At 72.4% G+C, this 16,016-nt stretch carries 13 protein-coding genes; 3 read left to right on the top strand and 10 right to left on the bottom strand.

Annotated features, from left to right (window positions below):
• Positions 1-22: 22 nt before the first annotated feature.
• A complete protein-coding gene (locus tag WMF34_RS02115) occupies positions 23-916 on the bottom strand; it encodes a M48 family metallopeptidase (RefSeq protein WP_012233023.1) in 894 nt (297 codons plus the stop codon).
• A gap of 242 nt (positions 917-1,158) precedes the next feature.
• Entirely contained in the window at positions 1,159-2,196 is a 1,038-nt protein-coding gene (locus tag WMF34_RS02120; RefSeq protein ID WP_044963734.1) for a homoserine kinase, read from the bottom strand.
• Between the two features lie 220 nt (positions 2,197-2,416).
• Between WMF34_RS02120 and hflX the strand changes: the two genes are divergently transcribed.
• On the top strand, positions 2,417-4,285 hold the full coding sequence (hflX, locus tag WMF34_RS02125) for a GTPase HflX (protein ID WP_437992260.1): 1,869 nt from the start codon (positions 2,417-2,419) through the stop codon (positions 4,283-4,285).
• A 45-nt stretch (positions 4,286-4,330) separates the two neighbouring features.
• Here the strand turns inward: hflX and WMF34_RS02130 are convergent, their stop codons facing one another.
• The 8 genes from WMF34_RS02130 to WMF34_RS02165 all read right to left on the bottom strand — a co-directional run bounded on the left by WMF34_RS02130 (position 4,331) and on the right by WMF34_RS02165 (position 13,340).
• Positions 4,331-5,281, bottom strand: a complete 951-nt coding sequence (locus WMF34_RS02130) for a hypothetical protein (RefSeq protein ID WP_012233026.1) — start codon at positions 5,279-5,281, stop codon at positions 4,331-4,333.
• Positions 5,282-5,291: 10 nt separating this feature from the next.
• On the bottom strand, positions 5,292-6,566 hold the full coding sequence (locus tag WMF34_RS02135) for a PEGA domain-containing protein (RefSeq protein ID WP_437992261.1): 1,275 nt from the start codon (positions 6,564-6,566) through the stop codon (positions 5,292-5,294).
• 186 nt (positions 6,567-6,752) lie between these two features.
• Positions 6,753-7,361: a precorrin-2 dehydrogenase/sirohydrochlorin ferrochelatase family protein gene (locus WMF34_RS02140; protein WP_012233028.1), complete on the bottom strand. Its 609-nt coding sequence runs from the start codon at positions 7,359-7,361 to the stop codon at positions 6,753-6,755.
• A 103-nt stretch (positions 7,362-7,464) separates the two neighbouring features.
• Positions 7,465-8,226, bottom strand: coding sequence for a hypothetical protein (locus tag WMF34_RS02145; RefSeq protein ID WP_437992262.1), 762 nt, complete (start codon positions 8,224-8,226; stop codon positions 7,465-7,467).
• Between the two features lie 119 nt (positions 8,227-8,345).
• Positions 8,346-9,965, bottom strand: a complete 1,620-nt coding sequence (locus tag WMF34_RS02150; RefSeq protein ID WP_012233030.1) for a BamA/TamA family outer membrane protein — start codon at positions 9,963-9,965, stop codon at positions 8,346-8,348.
• Positions 9,966-10,016: 51 nt separating this feature from the next.
• Positions 10,017-10,919 carry a hypothetical protein gene (locus WMF34_RS02155; RefSeq protein ID WP_437992263.1) on the bottom strand — a complete coding sequence of 301 codons (903 nt, stop codon included), beginning with the start codon at positions 10,917-10,919 and terminating at the stop codon, positions 10,017-10,019.
• 267 nt (positions 10,920-11,186) lie between these two features.
• Positions 11,187-11,876, bottom strand: coding sequence for a bifunctional phosphoribosyl-AMP cyclohydrolase/phosphoribosyl-ATP diphosphatase HisIE (hisIE, locus tag WMF34_RS02160; RefSeq protein WP_012233032.1), 690 nt, complete (start codon positions 11,874-11,876; stop codon positions 11,187-11,189).
• Positions 11,877-11,879: 3 nt separating this feature from the next.
• Positions 11,880-13,340, bottom strand: coding sequence for a prolipoprotein diacylglyceryl transferase (locus WMF34_RS02165; protein ID WP_437992264.1), 1,461 nt, complete (start codon positions 13,338-13,340; stop codon positions 11,880-11,882).
• A gap of 53 nt (positions 13,341-13,393) precedes the next feature.
• Here WMF34_RS02165 and WMF34_RS02170 point away from each other — a divergent pair, with 53 nt between their 5' ends.
• Both WMF34_RS02170 and WMF34_RS02175 read left to right on the top strand, forming a co-directional pair.
• On the top strand, positions 13,394-14,308 hold the full coding sequence (locus tag WMF34_RS02170) for a hypothetical protein (RefSeq protein ID WP_231864656.1): 915 nt from the start codon (positions 13,394-13,396) through the stop codon (positions 14,306-14,308).
• 5 nt (positions 14,309-14,313) lie between these two features.
• Positions 14,314-15,864, top strand: coding sequence for an MXAN_5187 C-terminal domain-containing protein (locus WMF34_RS02175; RefSeq protein WP_012233035.1), 1,551 nt, complete (start codon positions 14,314-14,316; stop codon positions 15,862-15,864).
• Positions 15,865-16,016 lie beyond the last annotated feature (152 nt).

Genomic DNA, 16,016 nt, shown 5'->3' on the forward strand with positions numbered 1-16,016 from the left:
CCTTGCCAGGAGCGGGAGCTCCTCAGCCCCAGATCTTGATGACTTCGTGCACCTTCTCGTCGACCTCCTCCATGGAGAGGCCGCCCGCGCCGAGCCCGGCGTGGCGCTTGTAGAGCTCGCTCTCGGCGAAGGCCCGGAGCGCGAGGACGCGCTTCGGCAGCCACGGGTGGCTGGCCGTGAACTCGGCGAACCTGCCGACGCCGCCCTTGCCCTCCTCGTGCTGGGCGATGAACGCCTCGAGGTTGAGCTCCTCGTACAGCTTGGTCGAGCCGAGCGCGAGCTTGGTGAGCGCGCGCGTCGAGACGTCGAGGCTCTTCGCGCAGAGCAGGCCGGCGCGGTCGCAGGTGACCTCGGCCCGGCGCGACCAGCCGGAGAGCGCGAGCATCGCCGGGCCGACGATCCACTTCACGAAGACCGACGCCATCCGCGTCAGGTAGTGCATGGCGGTCAGGTAGACCACGTGGCTGTTGTGGATGTGGCCGCACTCATGGCCGATGACGCTGAGCAGCTCGTCGTCGGTGAAATGATCGACCAGCGCCGAGTGCACCATGATGAACGAATCGTCGTTCGTCCCGTAGGTGGCCGCGTTGAGGGTGGGGCTGTTGACGATGTAGATCGTCGGGGTCGCGATCCCGAGCGTCTCGGCGCAGTGGACCGCGAGGTTGTGGACGCGCGGGAACTGCGCGGGGCCGACCTTGACGGCGTGGCCGAGCAGCTCGTTCTTGCCGACCGTCTTGAACAGCCTGACCGCGGCGGTCACGGCGAGCTCGACCGGACGCATCTTCTCGAAGGCGAGCCGCGTGTTCTTGTCGGACACGTAGGCATACGCGTTGCCCGCGCCGTCCCCGCCGCCCGCGCGCTGGCCCTTCCGTCTCTCGATGAAGCCCTTGAAATCGAGCGTTCCGACCTGTGCCATTCGGCGAAGGTAACGGCCTGGCCGGGACCGCGCAACGCCGCCAGCGCCAGGCGCAGCGAAGTTAACGCAAAATCACAGACGACCTCCGCTCACATCTGAATCGGACCTGTATCAGACGGTGAAGACGGTGAAGACGGCGAAGGCGCCAAGCAGACGGCAAGCAAACGGCAAGCACACGCTGATCGGACAGCGGAAGACGTCATGCGCGGGCCCGATGTGGACCGGGCGCGAGTCGACGCGGATCAGACGCCGAGCAGCGCGAGGAGCCCCTCCGGGCCGAGGCGCTCGAGCGTCCGCTGCCGCGCAAGGAAGCGCCGGAAGTCCTTGTAGACACCGCTGCCCTTCGGGCGGAGCTCGAAATCGGTGATGCGCGTGATGGAGAACCTCAGCGCCGCGATCACGCTCTCGTGGAACAAACGGTCGCGCTCCTCGGTTGAGAGCGGCCGCACCGCCGTGTAGCCGGCGGCGAGCGCGGAGACGAGATCCGGGTCGAGATCGTCGCCGAAGCACCACGCGAGCATCGTGACGGCGAGGTCGAACGCGGCGCTCCCGCGCGAGGCGCTCTCGAAATCGAGCAGCGCGGAGATCTCGCCGGCCTCCCAGAGCACGTTGTCGCGGAAGAGGTCGCCATGGATCAGCGTCTGGGGGCCGGGTGTCCGCGGCGCCGCGGCGCGGATCCGTTCGAGCCGGCCGGTGAGCTCGTCGACGGCGGCGGCCACGTCGGGCGGGAGGGCCGGGGCGGGCGCCGTCGACCTCGCGCCCGCAGGGGAACGGAGCCCCCGGAGCCGCTGGTCGAGGCCGTCGAGGTCGAACCGGCTGGCGTTCGCCCCCTCGAACGAGGCGCCGACGAGGTGCACCCGCGCCAGGGCCGCGCCGACGCGGCGGGTCGCGTCCGGCGTGACGCGCGCCTGGCAGAGCGACGCTCCCCCGACCCACGGGAACAGCGCGACCGGCTTTCCAGCGTGCTCCGCGACGAACGCGGCGCCGTCCGACGCGGCGTCCGTATCGGACGGCGCCGCGTCGCGGCGCCGGAGCGGCTGCGGGGTGGCGACGCCCCCGGCCGCGAGGTGCTCGAGCATGCGCGCTTCGCGTGACGCCGCGCCGAGCTGCTGCTCCTCGTAGACCCGCAGGAACACCTGTCCGCGGCCGTCGGCGAGCGTCAACGCGAAGTTGGAGTTGACGCTCCCGGCGAGCAGGCCGCGCACGTCGGCGATCTCCAGGCCGTAGAGCGCGCCGATGCGGCGGGCATCCGCGAGCGAGAGGGGGGTCAGGATGGCCATCGCGGCGCAGGGTAGCCTCGTCTCGCGCGCGGCCTCCACAGGAACCTGGAGGAGCGCGCCGAGCGGGAGGCGAGGAGGGACGGGGAGGCGACGGAAGGGGGACGAGCGATGAGAAAATGCGCGCTCCGTACGAAGATCCGCGGTGCCCGTGGTCGCGGACCGGCCCCGCGTGCGTTATGAAATCGAGTGAGCGGGAGCAACATCCCCCTTCGATTACCGAATGCCCACCCTCTACGGAAACACCACCGGACTCAGCCCCCAGGCCACCAAAACCCTCGAGCGCATCTACCGCCGCAAGGTCCCGCTCGCCAGCATCGCCACGCCCGAGCTCATCAAGGCGCTCGCCGAGGCGTCGCATGAGACGGGGCGCCAGGTCGGCGCGCTGGTGCACCGCTCGGGCGAGATCGACTACGTCATCGTCGGCGACGCGACCCGGCTGATGCTGCCGGACATCGGGCGCCTCCGCGCCGCGCAGGGCCGCTTCAGGGCGCTGCGGCTCGTCCACACGCACCTCTTCAACGAGCCGCTCACCCGGGACGATCTCGTGGATCTCGTCCGTCTCCGGCTCGACCTGGTCGCGGCCGTGCAGCTCACCCCGCAGGGCGAGCCGCGGACCCTCCAGTACGCGTACAACGTGCCGGTCCACGGGAAGGAAGCGGTCACGGTGACCGTGGACGAGGCCGAGGGGCGCGGCGGCAGCCGCGGGGAGGCGGCGCTTCCGTATCGGACCGTGGGCCCCGTCGCGATCGGCCGCGCCGACGTCGATTTCGGCGCGCTCATCCAGGCGCTCGAGGACGAGTTCACGAAGCGGTCGCGCACGCGGTCGGTCGCGGCGAAGGACGGCCGCGCGATCCTCGTCCACGTCGCCGAGAAATCCAAGGCGGGCGCGCTCGCCCGGGCCGAGGAGAGCCTGCGCGAGCTGACCGAGCTCGCCGGCACCGCGGGCGTCGACGTCGCGGACACGGTCCTCCAGCTGCGCGATCGGCTCGACCCGCGGCTCGTGCTCGGCAAGGGCAAGCTGGACGAGGTCGTGCTGCGCGCCTCGGAGCTCGACGCGGAGACGCTGGTCTTCGACCGGGATCTGACCCCCTCCCAGGCCTCGGCGATCGCGAAGCACACGGATCTCAAGGTGCTCGACCGGACGCAGCTCATCCTCGACATCTTCGCCCAGCGGGCCGAGTCGTCGGACGGCAAGCTCCAGGTCGAGCTGGCCCAGCTGAAGTACACGCTCCCTCGCCTCGGGCAGAAGGACGACTCCCTGTCCCGCCTGACGGGCGGCATCGGCGGGCGCGGTCCGGGCGAGACGAAGCTCGAGATCGGGCGCCGCCGCGCGAAGGAGCGCGTCAGCTTCCTGGAGGCGCAGCTGAAGCGGCTCTCCCGCCAGCGCGAGCAGCGCCGCCGCCGCCGCGCCCGGCTCGGCGTGCCGGTGGTCTCGATCGTCGGGTACACGAACGCCGGCAAGAGCACGCTGCTGAACACGCTGACCGGCGCCGACGTGCTCGCCGAGAACAAGCTGTTCGCGACCCTCGACACCCGCTCGAGGCGGCTGCGCTTCCCCGAGGAGCGGGAGGTGGTGATCACCGACACCGTCGGCTTCATCCGGGAGCTGCCGAAGGACCTGTTCGCGGCCTTCCGGGCGACGTTCGAGGAGGCCGCCGACGCCGACCTCCTGCTCCACGTCGTGGACGCGAGCGATCCCGCGCGCGACCAGCACATCGAGACGACCGAGGCGCTGCTGACCGAGCTCGATCTCATCGGCATCCCCCGCATCGTGGTGTTCAACAAGGCGGACCTGATCGCCCCGGCGGAGGGGCGGCGGCTGCTCCTCGGGCACCCGGATGCGGTGGTCCTGTCCGCCACGGACCGGGAGACGACGCGGGAGCTGCTCGCGAAGCTCGCGGAGCGGCTCAAGAGCCGCTGGGAAGAGGCCGCGATGGTGCCCGCCTACGAGGCGGAAGCCGCGGAGGACGAGCTCGGGGACGGCGGACTGTTCGAGGGAGAAGCCGAGTCGATGACGGTGCTGGGCCCGCCTTCGAGCTCCGGGGCAGGAGAGATCAGCGCGCGTGTGAGAGGGACGTTCGAGGCGTGAGCTCCGCCGGGCTCCCTGGGGAGCCCGGCGGGAGCCGGAGAGAGCTCAAGGCGTCTCCGGGATCTCCTCGCACCTGAAGAGGGGGCTGGGGAGGCACTTGCCGCTCGCGCACTGCTCGTTGGTGGTGCACTCCTCGCCACCCACCAGCTTGCAAGCGCCCTTGCCATCACACGCGTTGATGCCGCTGCAGTCCGCCGCGTCCTCGCCGCCGAGCGGGATGTTCGAGCACGTGCCCGCCAGGTCCTTCACATTGCAGGCCATGCACGCCGTGTCGCAGGCGGTGTCGCAGCAGACGCCGTCGACGCAGAGCCCGGTGGCGCACTCGCTCGCTTCCGTGCACTCGACCCCGTTCGCGGGCTTGCACTCGCCCGCGGCGTCGCACGCCTGGCCCTCGTCGCAGCCCAGGTCCTCCGTACCGGCCGCGGCCAGCACGCAGGCGCCGTCTGCGCACTCGTGGCACTTCGAGCAATGCGCGTCCTCCATGCACTCGGTGAGGCAGGCGCTGGCCGCCTCATTGCACGCGAACTCCTCGCACGCTTTCTCCTCGCCGGGCCCGCACTCCACGCTCTCCCCGTCGCAGGTGCCGCGGCTCGTCTCGACGCCCTCGGAGCACGTCGGCTCGCCGCACTCGGTCTCGGCCTTCGAGGGGCCGCACTCGCCGTCGTCGCCCGACGCCTTGAGCGCGGCGGTGCAGGCGTCGCACTCCGCGTCGCAGGCCTCGTCGCAGCAGACGTCGTCGGCGCAGAAGCCGCTCGCGCAGTCGGTGGCTGCGGTGCACGCCTTGGCGGCGTCGCACTTCGGGCAGATGGAACCGCCGCAGTCGACATCGGTCTCTTCGTTGTTCTTCGTGCCGTCAGAACATCCGTCGCTGGGGACGTCCTCGTCCCCCGGGATGCGCGAGCGATCGACCGAGGCGATGAGCTCGCAGCCCATCCCGAGAGTCGAGAGCGCGCCAGCGCAGAGCGCCATCGCGAGAAGGTGCTGTTTCTTCCACATGGTAGTCCCCTTAGAAGGTAAACCGCGCGGCGGCGCCGCCGCCTGTCGGGCTGACGAACGGAGTGACGAACGCCTTCTTCGTGGCGTTCGACGCTGCGGCCTTCGCCTGGGCCGAGTCGTCGCTGAGGAGCAGGACCGCGCCGGTGACGCCGAACGTGAGCGCCACCGCGAAGGACATGTCCGCGATGAGCGCGAAGCGATCGACCTTGTCCGCGGTCTTGGTCGTCGGGGCGTCATCGAAGTCGCTCTTCGCGCCGAGCGCCTGGATGCCGAAGATCGTCCCGACCACCACACCGGCGCCGGCGAGCCCGAGGGTGACGTAGGCCGGCACCGGAGAGCGCGGCTCGATCGGCGCCGCCGGCGGCGGCGGCTGCGCGGGCGGCACGTCGGCGGGCGGCGGCGGGGTGGGGGGCTGGGCCGGCGTCGCAGCGACCGGCGCCGGCGCCTGCGGCGTCAGCGTGACGTTGACCTCGCGCGCCTCGGCGAAGGTGACCTCGAGCTCCTGGCTCGCGTCGGCGAACCCCTCGGCGGAGACGGTGAGGGTGTGCTTGCCGGGCGGGACCGAGAGCTCCTTGCCGGTCTGGGCCACGCCGTCGACCGCGACCTTGAGGCCAGGCGGCGCCTCCGGGACGGTCGCGACCTTCACCTTCGCCGGCGTCTTCTTCAGGGCCTCGACGCGCGCCTGACCCTCGGCGATCTTCTCCTTGAACTTCTCGGCGTCCGGCTTCGAATCGAGGAACGCCTGCCAGGCCGCGACGGCCTCGGTGACGAGGCCCTGCTTGTCGAGCGCGAGGGCGAGCTTGTACTTCGGTGCGGCGCCGGGCACGTGCTCGTCCGCCTGGCGGTACAGGTCGGCCGCGACGGCGTACTCGCCCTTGTCGAACCTGGCCTCGGCCTCCTTGTAGAGCTTCTTCGCCTCGTCCTTCTTCTGCTTCTCGGTCAGCGCCTTCTTCGGCTTGGTGGTGGTCACCTTCGTCGTGGGCTCACCGGCCTTCGCGGGAGCCGCGGCGGGCGTCCCGGTCGCGGGCGGCGTCGCGCCGGCCGGGGGAGGTGTCGCGCCGGCCGCGGGCGGCGTCGCAGCGGGGGTGGGCGCTTGCGCCGCAAGTGCGGCTGGCTTCGCAGGAGCCGCCGCAGGGGCGGCCGCGGCGGCCGGCTTACCTGCCGGGGGCGCTGCCGGCTTGGCATCCGTCTGCGCAGATGCCGGACTGACGCTCGTCATCGTCAGGAGCCCAGAGACCATCGCCGCCGAGGTCAACATCGTCAGCCGGCCCGATCGTGAACGCATACCGTAAGCCCTCCTCCGCAGATAGTGTCGCGTGGGCGCCCACTTAAGCCTTGAAGGCCGCTCTACACAAGGGGTTTCGCGTTCATCCGGGGGCGCGCGCGCTCTAGCCGAGGCCCGCGCCGAGCCCGCGCCGAGGCTCGCGCCCCCCGCGGCGCCCCCGCCGCTCTGGCGCGGCCTCTTCGGTCATCAAGGCTCGCCGCCTCGCTCCAGCCATGCAGGGAACCGAAGCCTCGCCTCCAGCCCGAAGCCCAGGGTCGCCCGGCGCATGCGCGCGGCCCGCTCGGGGCCCCGAGGGAGGCTCTCGCGGAGCCTGCGCAGCGCCTCGATGTAGCGGGCGAAGCGAGGATCCGAGAAGAGGGCGCCGAGGTCCTCCCGGATGCGCCGTATCGTTCCAGGGCTGACGCCATGGCTGCTGAAGCTCATCGTCAGCCCGGAGGCAGAGACCACCGAAGGATTGACGAAGTTCGACACCTCCGGGCGATCCAGCGTGCAGACGAGGCGCCCGGCGCCCGCGAGCTCTCCGTGGAGGCGCCGCGAGAGCGCCTCGTCGCCCGGCACGAGGAACACGATGGCGGCCCCGGCGAGGTCGCCCTCGAGGAATGCTCGCCGGTGCAGATCGAGCCGCCCCTCCCGGCTGGCTTGCTCGATGGACCCGTCGACCTGCCCTGGCGCGACGACGGAGACGCGAGCGCCCGCCGAGAGGAGGCGCTCCACCGTGTACGGCGCGTCGCCGTCCGCGCCGATGACGAGCGCCCGCTGGCCGTTGAGATCGAGCGCGATGGGAAAAAGGCGCATGGGGTGGAACCGACACGAACAGAGCGTCCGCGATGAGTGTAGACCGACGCGCCGCCCGGTGGGCGAGGGGCGTGACGTCGAGCGAGGCCGCCGCGCGCGTGGCTCAGCGGCCGGGAGACCTCTGGGGAGGGGGAGGCGGGCTGGGCGGTGGCACCGGCGGCAAAAAGGGCTGCGTGCGGAAGGCGAGCCTCCGGTCGGCGTTGCCGATGCGCGTCACGAACAGGCCGACGAAGGAGCCGAACAGCGAGTCGCCCGGCCCGATCGCCGTCGAGCCGGGCGGCCGGGTCACCCACCGCTTGATGCGATCGAGCATCTCGGCGCTCATGGGGTTCACCTCGACCAGCACGGCGACGAAATAGCGGCTGCCGTCGCGGATGAGCGACCGCTCCACGAGCGGCAGCCGCCGGGCCTCGGCGCAGTTGCGGAGCACGCCCTCGACGTTGATCGCGACCGTGCTCGACTGACCTCCGGCCTGGATCAGCTGGATCCGGAACACCTCATCCCAGAGGTCGTAGACGATCCGGCAGCTCTTGGCGGCGAGCGCGACAGGGTTGCCTCCGCTCTCGTGAAAGAGGTAGCCGCGCATCGTGATGACGGTGGGGAGCCCGCTGAGCAGCTTCTTCGAGATCTCGCCGTCGACGACGTCGCGGAAGCCCACGGTCAGCTGCACGATCGTCTTGTCGAGCGTCAAGCTCGCCACCCGGGTGGGCAGCGCGGCCGGCGCGCCGAGCGCCTGCTCCGCGTCCGCGTCCGCGATCTCCCTGGGCCCCGGCCCCTCCTGGGCCAGCGACCAGCTCGCTCGGAGGGCGAGCGTCGCGAGCAGCGCGATCCCGAGCCAGCGCGCCGCTCCGCGGCCGAGCGCCACGAGCGCTCGCCGCGCCTCTCGGAGGTGCCAGGCACGGCGGCCACCGCCCGCGCGCGTCGCGCGCTCCGGTCCGCGATGTGCATTGGATGCATTGGATGCATTGGAGCAGATCGAGCAGATCATTTCCGCGCACCGCGCCGCGCCGGGATCAGCCCGAGCAGGTTCGAGAACGCGAGCGTCACCCCGCCGACCGCCGTGTCGACCCGCAGACCGAGGTTGTAGGTGACGTCCACGGGCACGCGGGCGAAGCCCTTGTATCCGGTCGGCGCATCGGTGAACTCGCGGCGCGTCGCGAGGCCGTACAGGCCCGCGGCGCCGAAGAGATCGACGCCGTAGATGGAGCCGCGGCCGGCGTAGACCGGGATCCGGTACTCCGCCTCCAGCTTCGCGGCGAAGTCTCCGTACCGGACCTCGATGATGTCCGTGCTGAGGAAGTTCGGCGGTTGCCTCCGATCGGGCGCGAGGTCGAGCAGCCGATCCGGAAGGAGGTCGGTGAGATCGCCGACGTAGAATTTCTCGAAGAACGGCGCGTCCCCGGCTATCGCGCCGGCGAACGCCTCGACGCGGAGCACGTGCCGCAGCGGCAGGCGGAACCAGCGCTGCGCGCCGAACTCGAACTTCTGGTAGCCGTAGTCGCTGCCGAACGGCGGTACGCCCACCGTGACCGAGACCGACGCGAGCGTGCCCTGCGTCGCAAGGAAGGGCGCGTCGCGCGTGTCGTGATCGATCGCGGCGTGCAGCGACGAGAGCACCGTCTTGCCGCCCAGGATGTCGAATTCGATGGGCTCGCGGCTGTCGCCGCGCATGTGCGAGGCGACCGTGGGCACGGTCGCGTCGATCTGCTCCAGGTGGTAGTCGAGCGACAGCCGCGAGGAGGAGGAGACGTCGTGACCTGTGCCGAGCGTCGCGCCGAACCGCTTGTAGGCGACGACGGCGTAGCCCGTGACCTCGCGCTGCTCGAGCAACGGGGACTCGAAGACGACGTCCCGGTTGCCGAAGAAGTCACGGGCGTCGTTGTAGAGCACCGTCACCGCGGCCGACCAGCGGGTCCCCACGAACGCGGGGTCGACGAAGCGGGTCCTCAGCGCGAGCTGGTCGGCCGCGAGCCCGACGCCGGCGCCGAGCGTGATCCCCGTGCCGGCGAGGTTGGTCTCGGCGACCTGCACGCCAGTGAACGCGGAGAGCGGCTTCGCGTTGCCCGCGGTGTCCTCGTCGGCCGCGATGCCGAGCCAGAGGTCCTGCACGACGAACGTGTTGCGCTCGACGACGTCGATCACGAGCGTCGCGCTCCCGCGCTCGACCCCTTTGCGGAGCGAGAACCCGACCGAGGCGAAGAACCCGGTCCCGAGGAGGCGGTAGCGCGTGAGCTCGATCTCCGGATCCTCGACGTCGAGCACGTCCCCCGCGCGGAACCTGACGTAGCGGAGGATCACGCGCGCGGCGGTCCGCACGTTGCCTCGGATCTCGATGCCGTCGAGGGTGTACCGGACGCGATGCCTCTCCTGGAGCGCCGCGCCGGGCGACAGCGCGGCCGCGTGGGGGGGCGCAGCGGCGCGCGGCGCTCGCTCCTGCGCCGTCGCGTCTGCGTCGGCGGCGGCCACCGCGCCTTGCCCGAGCGCGCGCCTCGGGCACGTCCCCAGGAGCAACGCGCACCAGAGCGCGAGGTGGGCGCGGCCGAGCGCAGGGGGCAGGGGGATGGCCCGGGAGCGTGAAGAGCTCCGGAATCGAGGTGGATTCACGGGGTTCCTGCAACGCCGCCGACGCCTCCCGAGGCGTCGGCGACGCGCCCTTCAGCAGCGCACCCTAGCACGATCGATCGCCTCGCCGGAGGAATCGGTCGCGTCGAGATCGACCCCCGCCGCGGCGTCCTCGGCGACGGCGTCGGAGGGGACAGGGGGCGACGGCGCCCTGCAGCGAAGCTGCGCCGCAGCGGTCACGCGCTGTGGCCAACGTGCACCGGGCGGCGTCGGGGCGGGCTCGGTGTGCTCTGCCAGCACGAGCAGGTCCAGCCGGGCCGGCGTCGGCTCGATCAGGTGATCGGCCGCGGCGAGCAGCAGCGCCCGGACCTCGGTACGGACGCTGGCCTCGCGCGCCCAGCGCGCGCCGACGCTCGCGGCGATGGCGCGGGCGAGGAGGAGCTCGGCGCGGCCGCGCACGTCCGCGGGGATCCAGTCCGCGATGAGCGGATCCGCGAGCATGGATAACGTCTTGCGCAGCGCGGTGACGCGGCGAGGGCCGAACCTGTCCGGCGCGCGCTCCGCGTGGCGCGCGAGGCGCCCTGCCCTGCGGAGCGCGCGCCTCGCCGCCCTGCCGACGACCGCGCCGTGCACGGTGAGCCGTTCGCGCGGCGCATCGATGGCGCGCAGCACCGCGGCCAGCGAGACCCCGCCCGCGATCACCAGCGCGACCGTCACCGCCGTGGCCTCGAGGCCGTGCAGCTTCCAGCCGCCGGTCGCCGCGACGAAGGCGCAGGCCGACGCCAGCAAGAGCCCCAGGGAGCCCAGCGCGCCCGCGGTGTGCGAGCGGCCGCGCCAGGAGCCGCCTTCGCCGCGGAGGGCCCGCGCGTAGCCGTCCGGCGCGATGAGCCGTCCTCCGCTCGGGATGAGGCCCACCATCGCCCGCCGCGCCGCGCGCCCGAGGCCGACCTCCAGCGGGCCGAGCTCGATGCCGGGCGGCTCACGGAACGGGCTCATCCATCCAGAATAGCCCATCCGCCGCCCTCACGGCGGGCGGGGGCCGGCGCGCAGCTGCGGCGGCGAAGCCTCGCCGTCTGCCGCCTCGCTCTCGCGGGCGCCGCCGCCCTCGGGGTGATCCTGAGCGGCAACCCGGTTGCGGTGACAGGGCTTCGTCCGTCTACAACGGGCTCTGCGGTTGCTGACAGCGCAGCGCCGCCGGCAGCGCTGCGCGGCGGATCGCGAAGCGTGAGCCGCCGCCGCATCGAGGCGGCGGCGCGCGGCGGATCACGGCTTCCCCGGGCTGTCCTTCTGTGCCCGCGACGCCTTCTCGACGAGGCCGCTCGTGCCCATGCGTGACGCGAGCGCCGAGAGCACCGCGCGCAGCGGGACGCCGCGCGACGCGAGGCCGACCAGCAGGTGGTAGATGACGTCCGCCGCTTCGGACGCGACGCGCTCGTCGCTCTCCCCGGCGATCGCCTGGGCCAGCTCGCCGGCCTCCTCGCGGAGCTTTGCGCCGATGAGCGGCGCGCCTCCGTCGAGCAGCTTCCGGGTGTAGCTCTTCGTCGCCGACGACGCCTTGCGCGCCTCGAGCTCGCGCTCGAGCGACTCGAGCAGCGCGGACGCGTCCTGCCCCTCGTCGGCGGCCTCGGGCTCCCCGTCGCCGCGGGCATCGACCTGCCGGAAGAAGCAGCTCGCGCTCCCGGTGTGGCACGTCGGGCCGCGGGGCTCCGCGAGGATCAGGAGCGCGTCCCCATCGCAGTCGGCGTGGACGCTCGTCACCGCGAGCGTGTTGCCGCTCGTCGCCCCCTTCTCCCAGAGCTCGCCGCGCGATCGGCTGAAGAAGGTGGCGCGCCCCGTCTCGAGCGTCCTGGCGAGCGACTCCCGCGTCATGTACGCGAGCATCCGGACCTGCCCGGTCAGCCGATCCTGCACGACGGCCGGTACGAGCTTGCCCTCTCCGAATGCGATCTTCACGGTCTATGCCTCTCCGGTGGTGTCGGGCGCCTCGGCGGCGCCGGTTTCGCGGGCCGTCGCCCGGCCTTCGTCCTTTGCGCTGCCGCGCGTGGCCCGCGGCGGCGCGTCGCCGGCCTTCGGCGGCGCGCTCCGCTTCTTTCTCGGCGCGTCGTCCTCGTCGTCCTCGTCCTCGTCGTCGTCGCCATCTGCTTGCCTGTCGGCGGCCGCGGCGGGGCTGTCCGGGAGGCTGAGCGCCATCGCCTGCTCCGGGTGGTCCAGGGCGGCCTTGTGATAGACCGCGAACGCGATCGACGCGGCGAGCCCGGTCGCCAGCGCGACGGCCTGGGAGGTCGAGTACTGGAGGGTCGCGGAGGCGGCGAACGTCTCGGGCCTGAGGGCCAGGTACAGGGCGACCGCGGGGACGAAGGAGAGCACCTGCGTCACCTTGCGCACCATGTTGTCGCGGAGGAGGTGGGAGAACCCGATCGTGTATCCCACGGCGAAGATCACGAGGCCGGCCGGGAGCAACACGTGCTCCGGGAGCGACGGCGGGATCGAGCCGCGCTCCGCGTCGTCGCGGAGGAGCTCGAGCAGGTAGCGGCAGACGCCGTAGGAGAACGTGAAGATGAGGAAGATCTCGCCCCGGAACTTCTGCCGGCGGCGCGCGAGGAGCAGGAGCGCGAGCAGCCCTGCGCCGACGAGCGCCTCGTAGATCTGCGTCGGATGCACGGCGAGCGACGCCTCCGAGCTCGGATCCAGCCCGCGCTCCTTGACGTGCTGCACCCACGCCGGGGACCCGCTGCCGTGGTCCAGCGTGCCCTCGGCCCAGCGCGGGAACGTGCCGAGCTTCTTCAGCCAGGCGGGCGCCGTCTCGCCGAGCGGCCGGCCGAAGTCGCAGCCGAAGAGGTAACACCCGATGCGCGTGATCATCAGGCCCGAGGCGAGGCTCGGGACGGCGACGTCGGCCCAGGGGAGCAGCGGGATGCGATGGGAGCGCAGGAACAGGTACGAGCCCAGGAAGCCGCCGAGGAAGCCGCCGTACGCCACCAGCCCGCCGCGGCGGATGTCGAACATCGCGCCGAACGAGTCGAACTCGTCGAGGTTCGTGAGGATGTAGAGCACGCGCGACCCGACGACCGCGGCGAGGGCGGTGACGACGTAGCAGTTGGCCATCGTCTCCTTCGGCAGGCCGTCGCGCTCCGCGAGCCCGAGCGTCAGGTACCAGCCGACCACGAGCGAGAGCCCGAGCATGACGCCGTAGCTGTAGATGGGCAGCGGACCCAGGGTGTAGGTCTGCTCCTTGACCTGGGAGGCGATCGCCGCGAGCGCGACGCCCGCGATGCCCGCGGCCGTCGCGCCTGGTTTGTTCTTTGCGAGGAGCAGCCCGATCGCGCCCGCGAAAGCGATGCCCGCAGCGATCAGGAAGACCCAGAGCAGGGGCACGGTCCAGGCGGGCAGCGGGACGCGGAACAGGATGGGATGCATGGCGCCTCTCCTTACGCCTGGGCTTGGGGACCATCAAGCATCGTCTCTCGCGCATGACGCAGCGAGCCAAGGCGTTCGCTGGCGCTGCTCCGACCGCGCCGGGCGATCTCGATGTGCCCGGGCCGTCAGCGCAGCGCGAGGTTCTCCCCCTCCTGTCGACGGCGCCCGCGAAGCGGCTCTCGAAGTCCGCGCGCGCCGCTGCTAGCATCGATTCCGTGCTCTCTGGCCGTGCCACCGTCGGGGTCTTCGCAGTGCCTGGGCTGCTCGTGAGCGCGGCGTGTGTTCCCGAAGGGCCGGCCACGGGGGACGCGAGCGCGCGGCCAGCCGGGACGGTCGCGTCGTCGGTCTCCTCGCCGAGCGCGGGCGCCGCTCCGGGAGCGCAGGGTACGGGTGTGTTCGAGGACGACTTCAACCGGCCCGCGCTCGGCCCCGACTGGAACGCCTTGAGCTCCAAGTGGGCCATCGACGACGGGCGGCTCTGCGCGCGCGCCGCGAGGAACCGCGGCGTGTGGTTGAAGCGGCCGCTGCCGGAGAACGCCCGGATCGAGTTCGACGCCATCGCCGAGGCCCCGGACGGCGATCTCAAGGCCGAGCTCTGGGGAGACGGTCGGAGCGGGGCGACGGCGGCGAGCTACACGAACGCGACGAGCTACCTCGTGATCCTCGGAGGATGGAAGAACACGAAGCACGTGCTCGCGCGCCTCGACGAGCACAGCGCCGAACGGCTGGAGATCGACGTGGATCCGGACAGCGACGACGACCGCGCGCGGCCGGTCGCGCCGGGGCAACCGTATCGCTTCCGGATAGAGCGTCGTGACGGCAGGACCCTCTCCTGGTCGGTGAACGACGTCGAGTACCTGGAGCTCAGCGACCCTGCTCCGCTCTCCGGTCCAGGGCACGAGCACATGGGCTTCAACGCATGGGATGCGCCGGTCTGCTTCGACAACCTGCGCATCACGCCCCTCTAGCCGCGATGGAATCGGGTGAGGTCGAGCGGGAGCTCGAGGAGCTGGAGACGCGCATCGAGCGGCTGCGCGCGCTCTACGAGCAGTATTTCATGGGGATCGAACGGCTGGAGCCGCTCATCCCGCGCAAGGACGTCGAGCGTCGCATCTGGGTGATGCGGCGGGAGCAGATCAGGAACACCGGGCTCCGGTTCAAGTTCCAGATGCTGATCCAGCGCTACAACACGTTCCAGCAGTACTGGGGCCGCATCTCGCGCGAGATCGAGAACGGCACGTACCGCCGCGACGTCATCCGCGCAGCGAAGCGGGTCGGCGCGAAGGAAGCGCTCACGATCGTCGGCCGCAAGCGGGCAGAGCGCTACGCGGAGCTCGCCGAGCAGCAGGAGACGGCGCGCGAGCCGGTCCACCGCGCCGATGGCAGCGGCGATCACGAGGAGATCGACGTCGACGACGAGGCGGTCACGCTGGCGCCCCCGCCCTTGCCCGCCGCGTCGCTCTTGGGAAAGCGATCGCTGGCCGCGCTGGCCGCCGAGGAGGCCGCGCCTCGCGCCGCGGTCGCGCCGCTGACCGCGCCGGAGGCGTCGAGCGCGGCGCCCGCCAGCGCGCCGGTGCGCCCTGCGCTCGCGCCGCTGACCGCGCCGGAGGCGTCGAGCGCGGCGCCCGCCAGCGCGCCGGTGCGCCCTGCGCTCGCGCCGCCTGCCATGCCGCAGGCGGCCGTGGCCGTGAAGCCCGCGCCGCTGGGAGGGCTGCCCCGGGGGCTCGGCCTGACCAGGCCCCAGCAGAAGCCGGCGGAGAGCAAGGCGGCAGAGGCGAAGCCGGCCGAGGCCTCGCCAGCAGGCGCGAAGTCGCCGGCGCGCCCTGCCGTCGACAAGGCCCAGCCTGCGGCGGGCGCGAACAGCCGTCAGCGGCTCGCCGAGCTCGCGGCGGAGATGCGCGCTCAGCGCACAAAGACCGGCGACGCGGCGAAGGCCGGGCCTCCAGAGGCGTTGACGGACGTCGCGTCCGAGCCGCCGCCTGCTCCGAAGCGACCGCCGCCCCCGAGCCCCGCCAAACCTTCTCCTGGCGCTCCGGCCGAAGCCCCAGCGGTCGCTGCCGCCGCCGCGGCGGGCGACGCGAAGGGCACCGGAGCGAGGCGGCAGGAGCGCGTCCACTCGGAGCGCCCGCCGTCGGCCCGGCGCCGCCGCTCCACCGCGCCGCCTGCCGCGGAGACCGGCGCGGCGAGCGGCGCTCGGCAGACGGCGCCGCGGACGCCGTCGCGCCCCCCGGAGGCCGCGCGCGCCGGCCTCGACGCCGCGGTGCGCGCGCGACCGGCGCCCCCGCAGCGATCTGCTGCGCGCGACGACGAGCTCCCGGAGCAGCGGCTGCGTCAGATCTACGCGAAGTACGTCGAGACGAAGCGCGCCGCGCGTGAGTCGACGGCCGGCGTCACCTACGAGCGCCTGGCCGAGAGCCTCCGCGCGCAGGCAGCGAAGCTGCGGGCGACGAACCCGGCCAAGTCCGTCGACTACGATGTCGTCGTCAAGGACGGCAAGACCCTGCTGAAGCCGATCCTCAAGTAGCCGAAGATCGGCTGGCGGCAGGGCGGACGCGACGTCCCGAGGCGGGGACCGACGCGCGACCGACGTTCGGCGCGGCGAACGGCAGGAGCGTGAGCGCTCCGAGCCACGCTCGGTCAGAGCGGGCGCATCTTCGTGCGCTACGAGCTCAGCCG

The sequence above is a fragment of the Sorangium sp. So ce145 genome (assembly GCF_051525985.1).
Lineage (GTDB): Bacteria > Myxococcota_A > Polyangia > Polyangiales > Polyangiaceae > Sorangium > Sorangium cellulosum_B.

Coding starts and splice junctions, on each gene's coding strand:
- WMF34_RS02115 (WP_012233023.1), bottom strand. CDS start 916: ATGGCACAGGTCGGAACGCTCGATTTCAAGGGCTTCATCGAGAGACGG.
- WMF34_RS02120 (WP_044963734.1), bottom strand. CDS start 2,196: ATGGCCATCCTGACCCCCCTCTCGCTCGCGGATGCCCGCCGCATCGGC.
- hflX (WP_437992260.1), top strand. CDS start 2,417: ATGCCCACCCTCTACGGAAACACCACCGGACTCAGCCCCCAGGCCACC.
- WMF34_RS02130 (WP_012233026.1), bottom strand. CDS start 5,281: ATGTGGAAGAAACAGCACCTTCTCGCGATGGCGCTCTGCGCTGGCGCG.
- WMF34_RS02135 (WP_437992261.1), bottom strand. CDS start 6,566: ATGCGTTCACGATCGGGCCGGCTGACGATGTTGACCTCGGCGGCGATG.
- WMF34_RS02140 (WP_012233028.1), bottom strand. CDS start 7,361: ATGCGCCTTTTTCCCATCGCGCTCGATCTCAACGGCCAGCGGGCGCTC.
- WMF34_RS02155 (WP_437992263.1), bottom strand. CDS start 10,919: ATGAGCCCGTTCCGTGAGCCGCCCGGCATCGAGCTCGGCCCGCTGGAG.
- WMF34_RS02165 (WP_437992264.1), bottom strand. CDS start 13,340: ATGCATCCCATCCTGTTCCGCGTCCCGCTGCCCGCCTGGACCGTGCCC.
- WMF34_RS02170 (WP_231864656.1), top strand. CDS start 13,394: ATGACGCAGCGAGCCAAGGCGTTCGCTGGCGCTGCTCCGACCGCGCCG.
- WMF34_RS02175 (WP_012233035.1), top strand. CDS start 14,314: ATGGAATCGGGTGAGGTCGAGCGGGAGCTCGAGGAGCTGGAGACGCGC.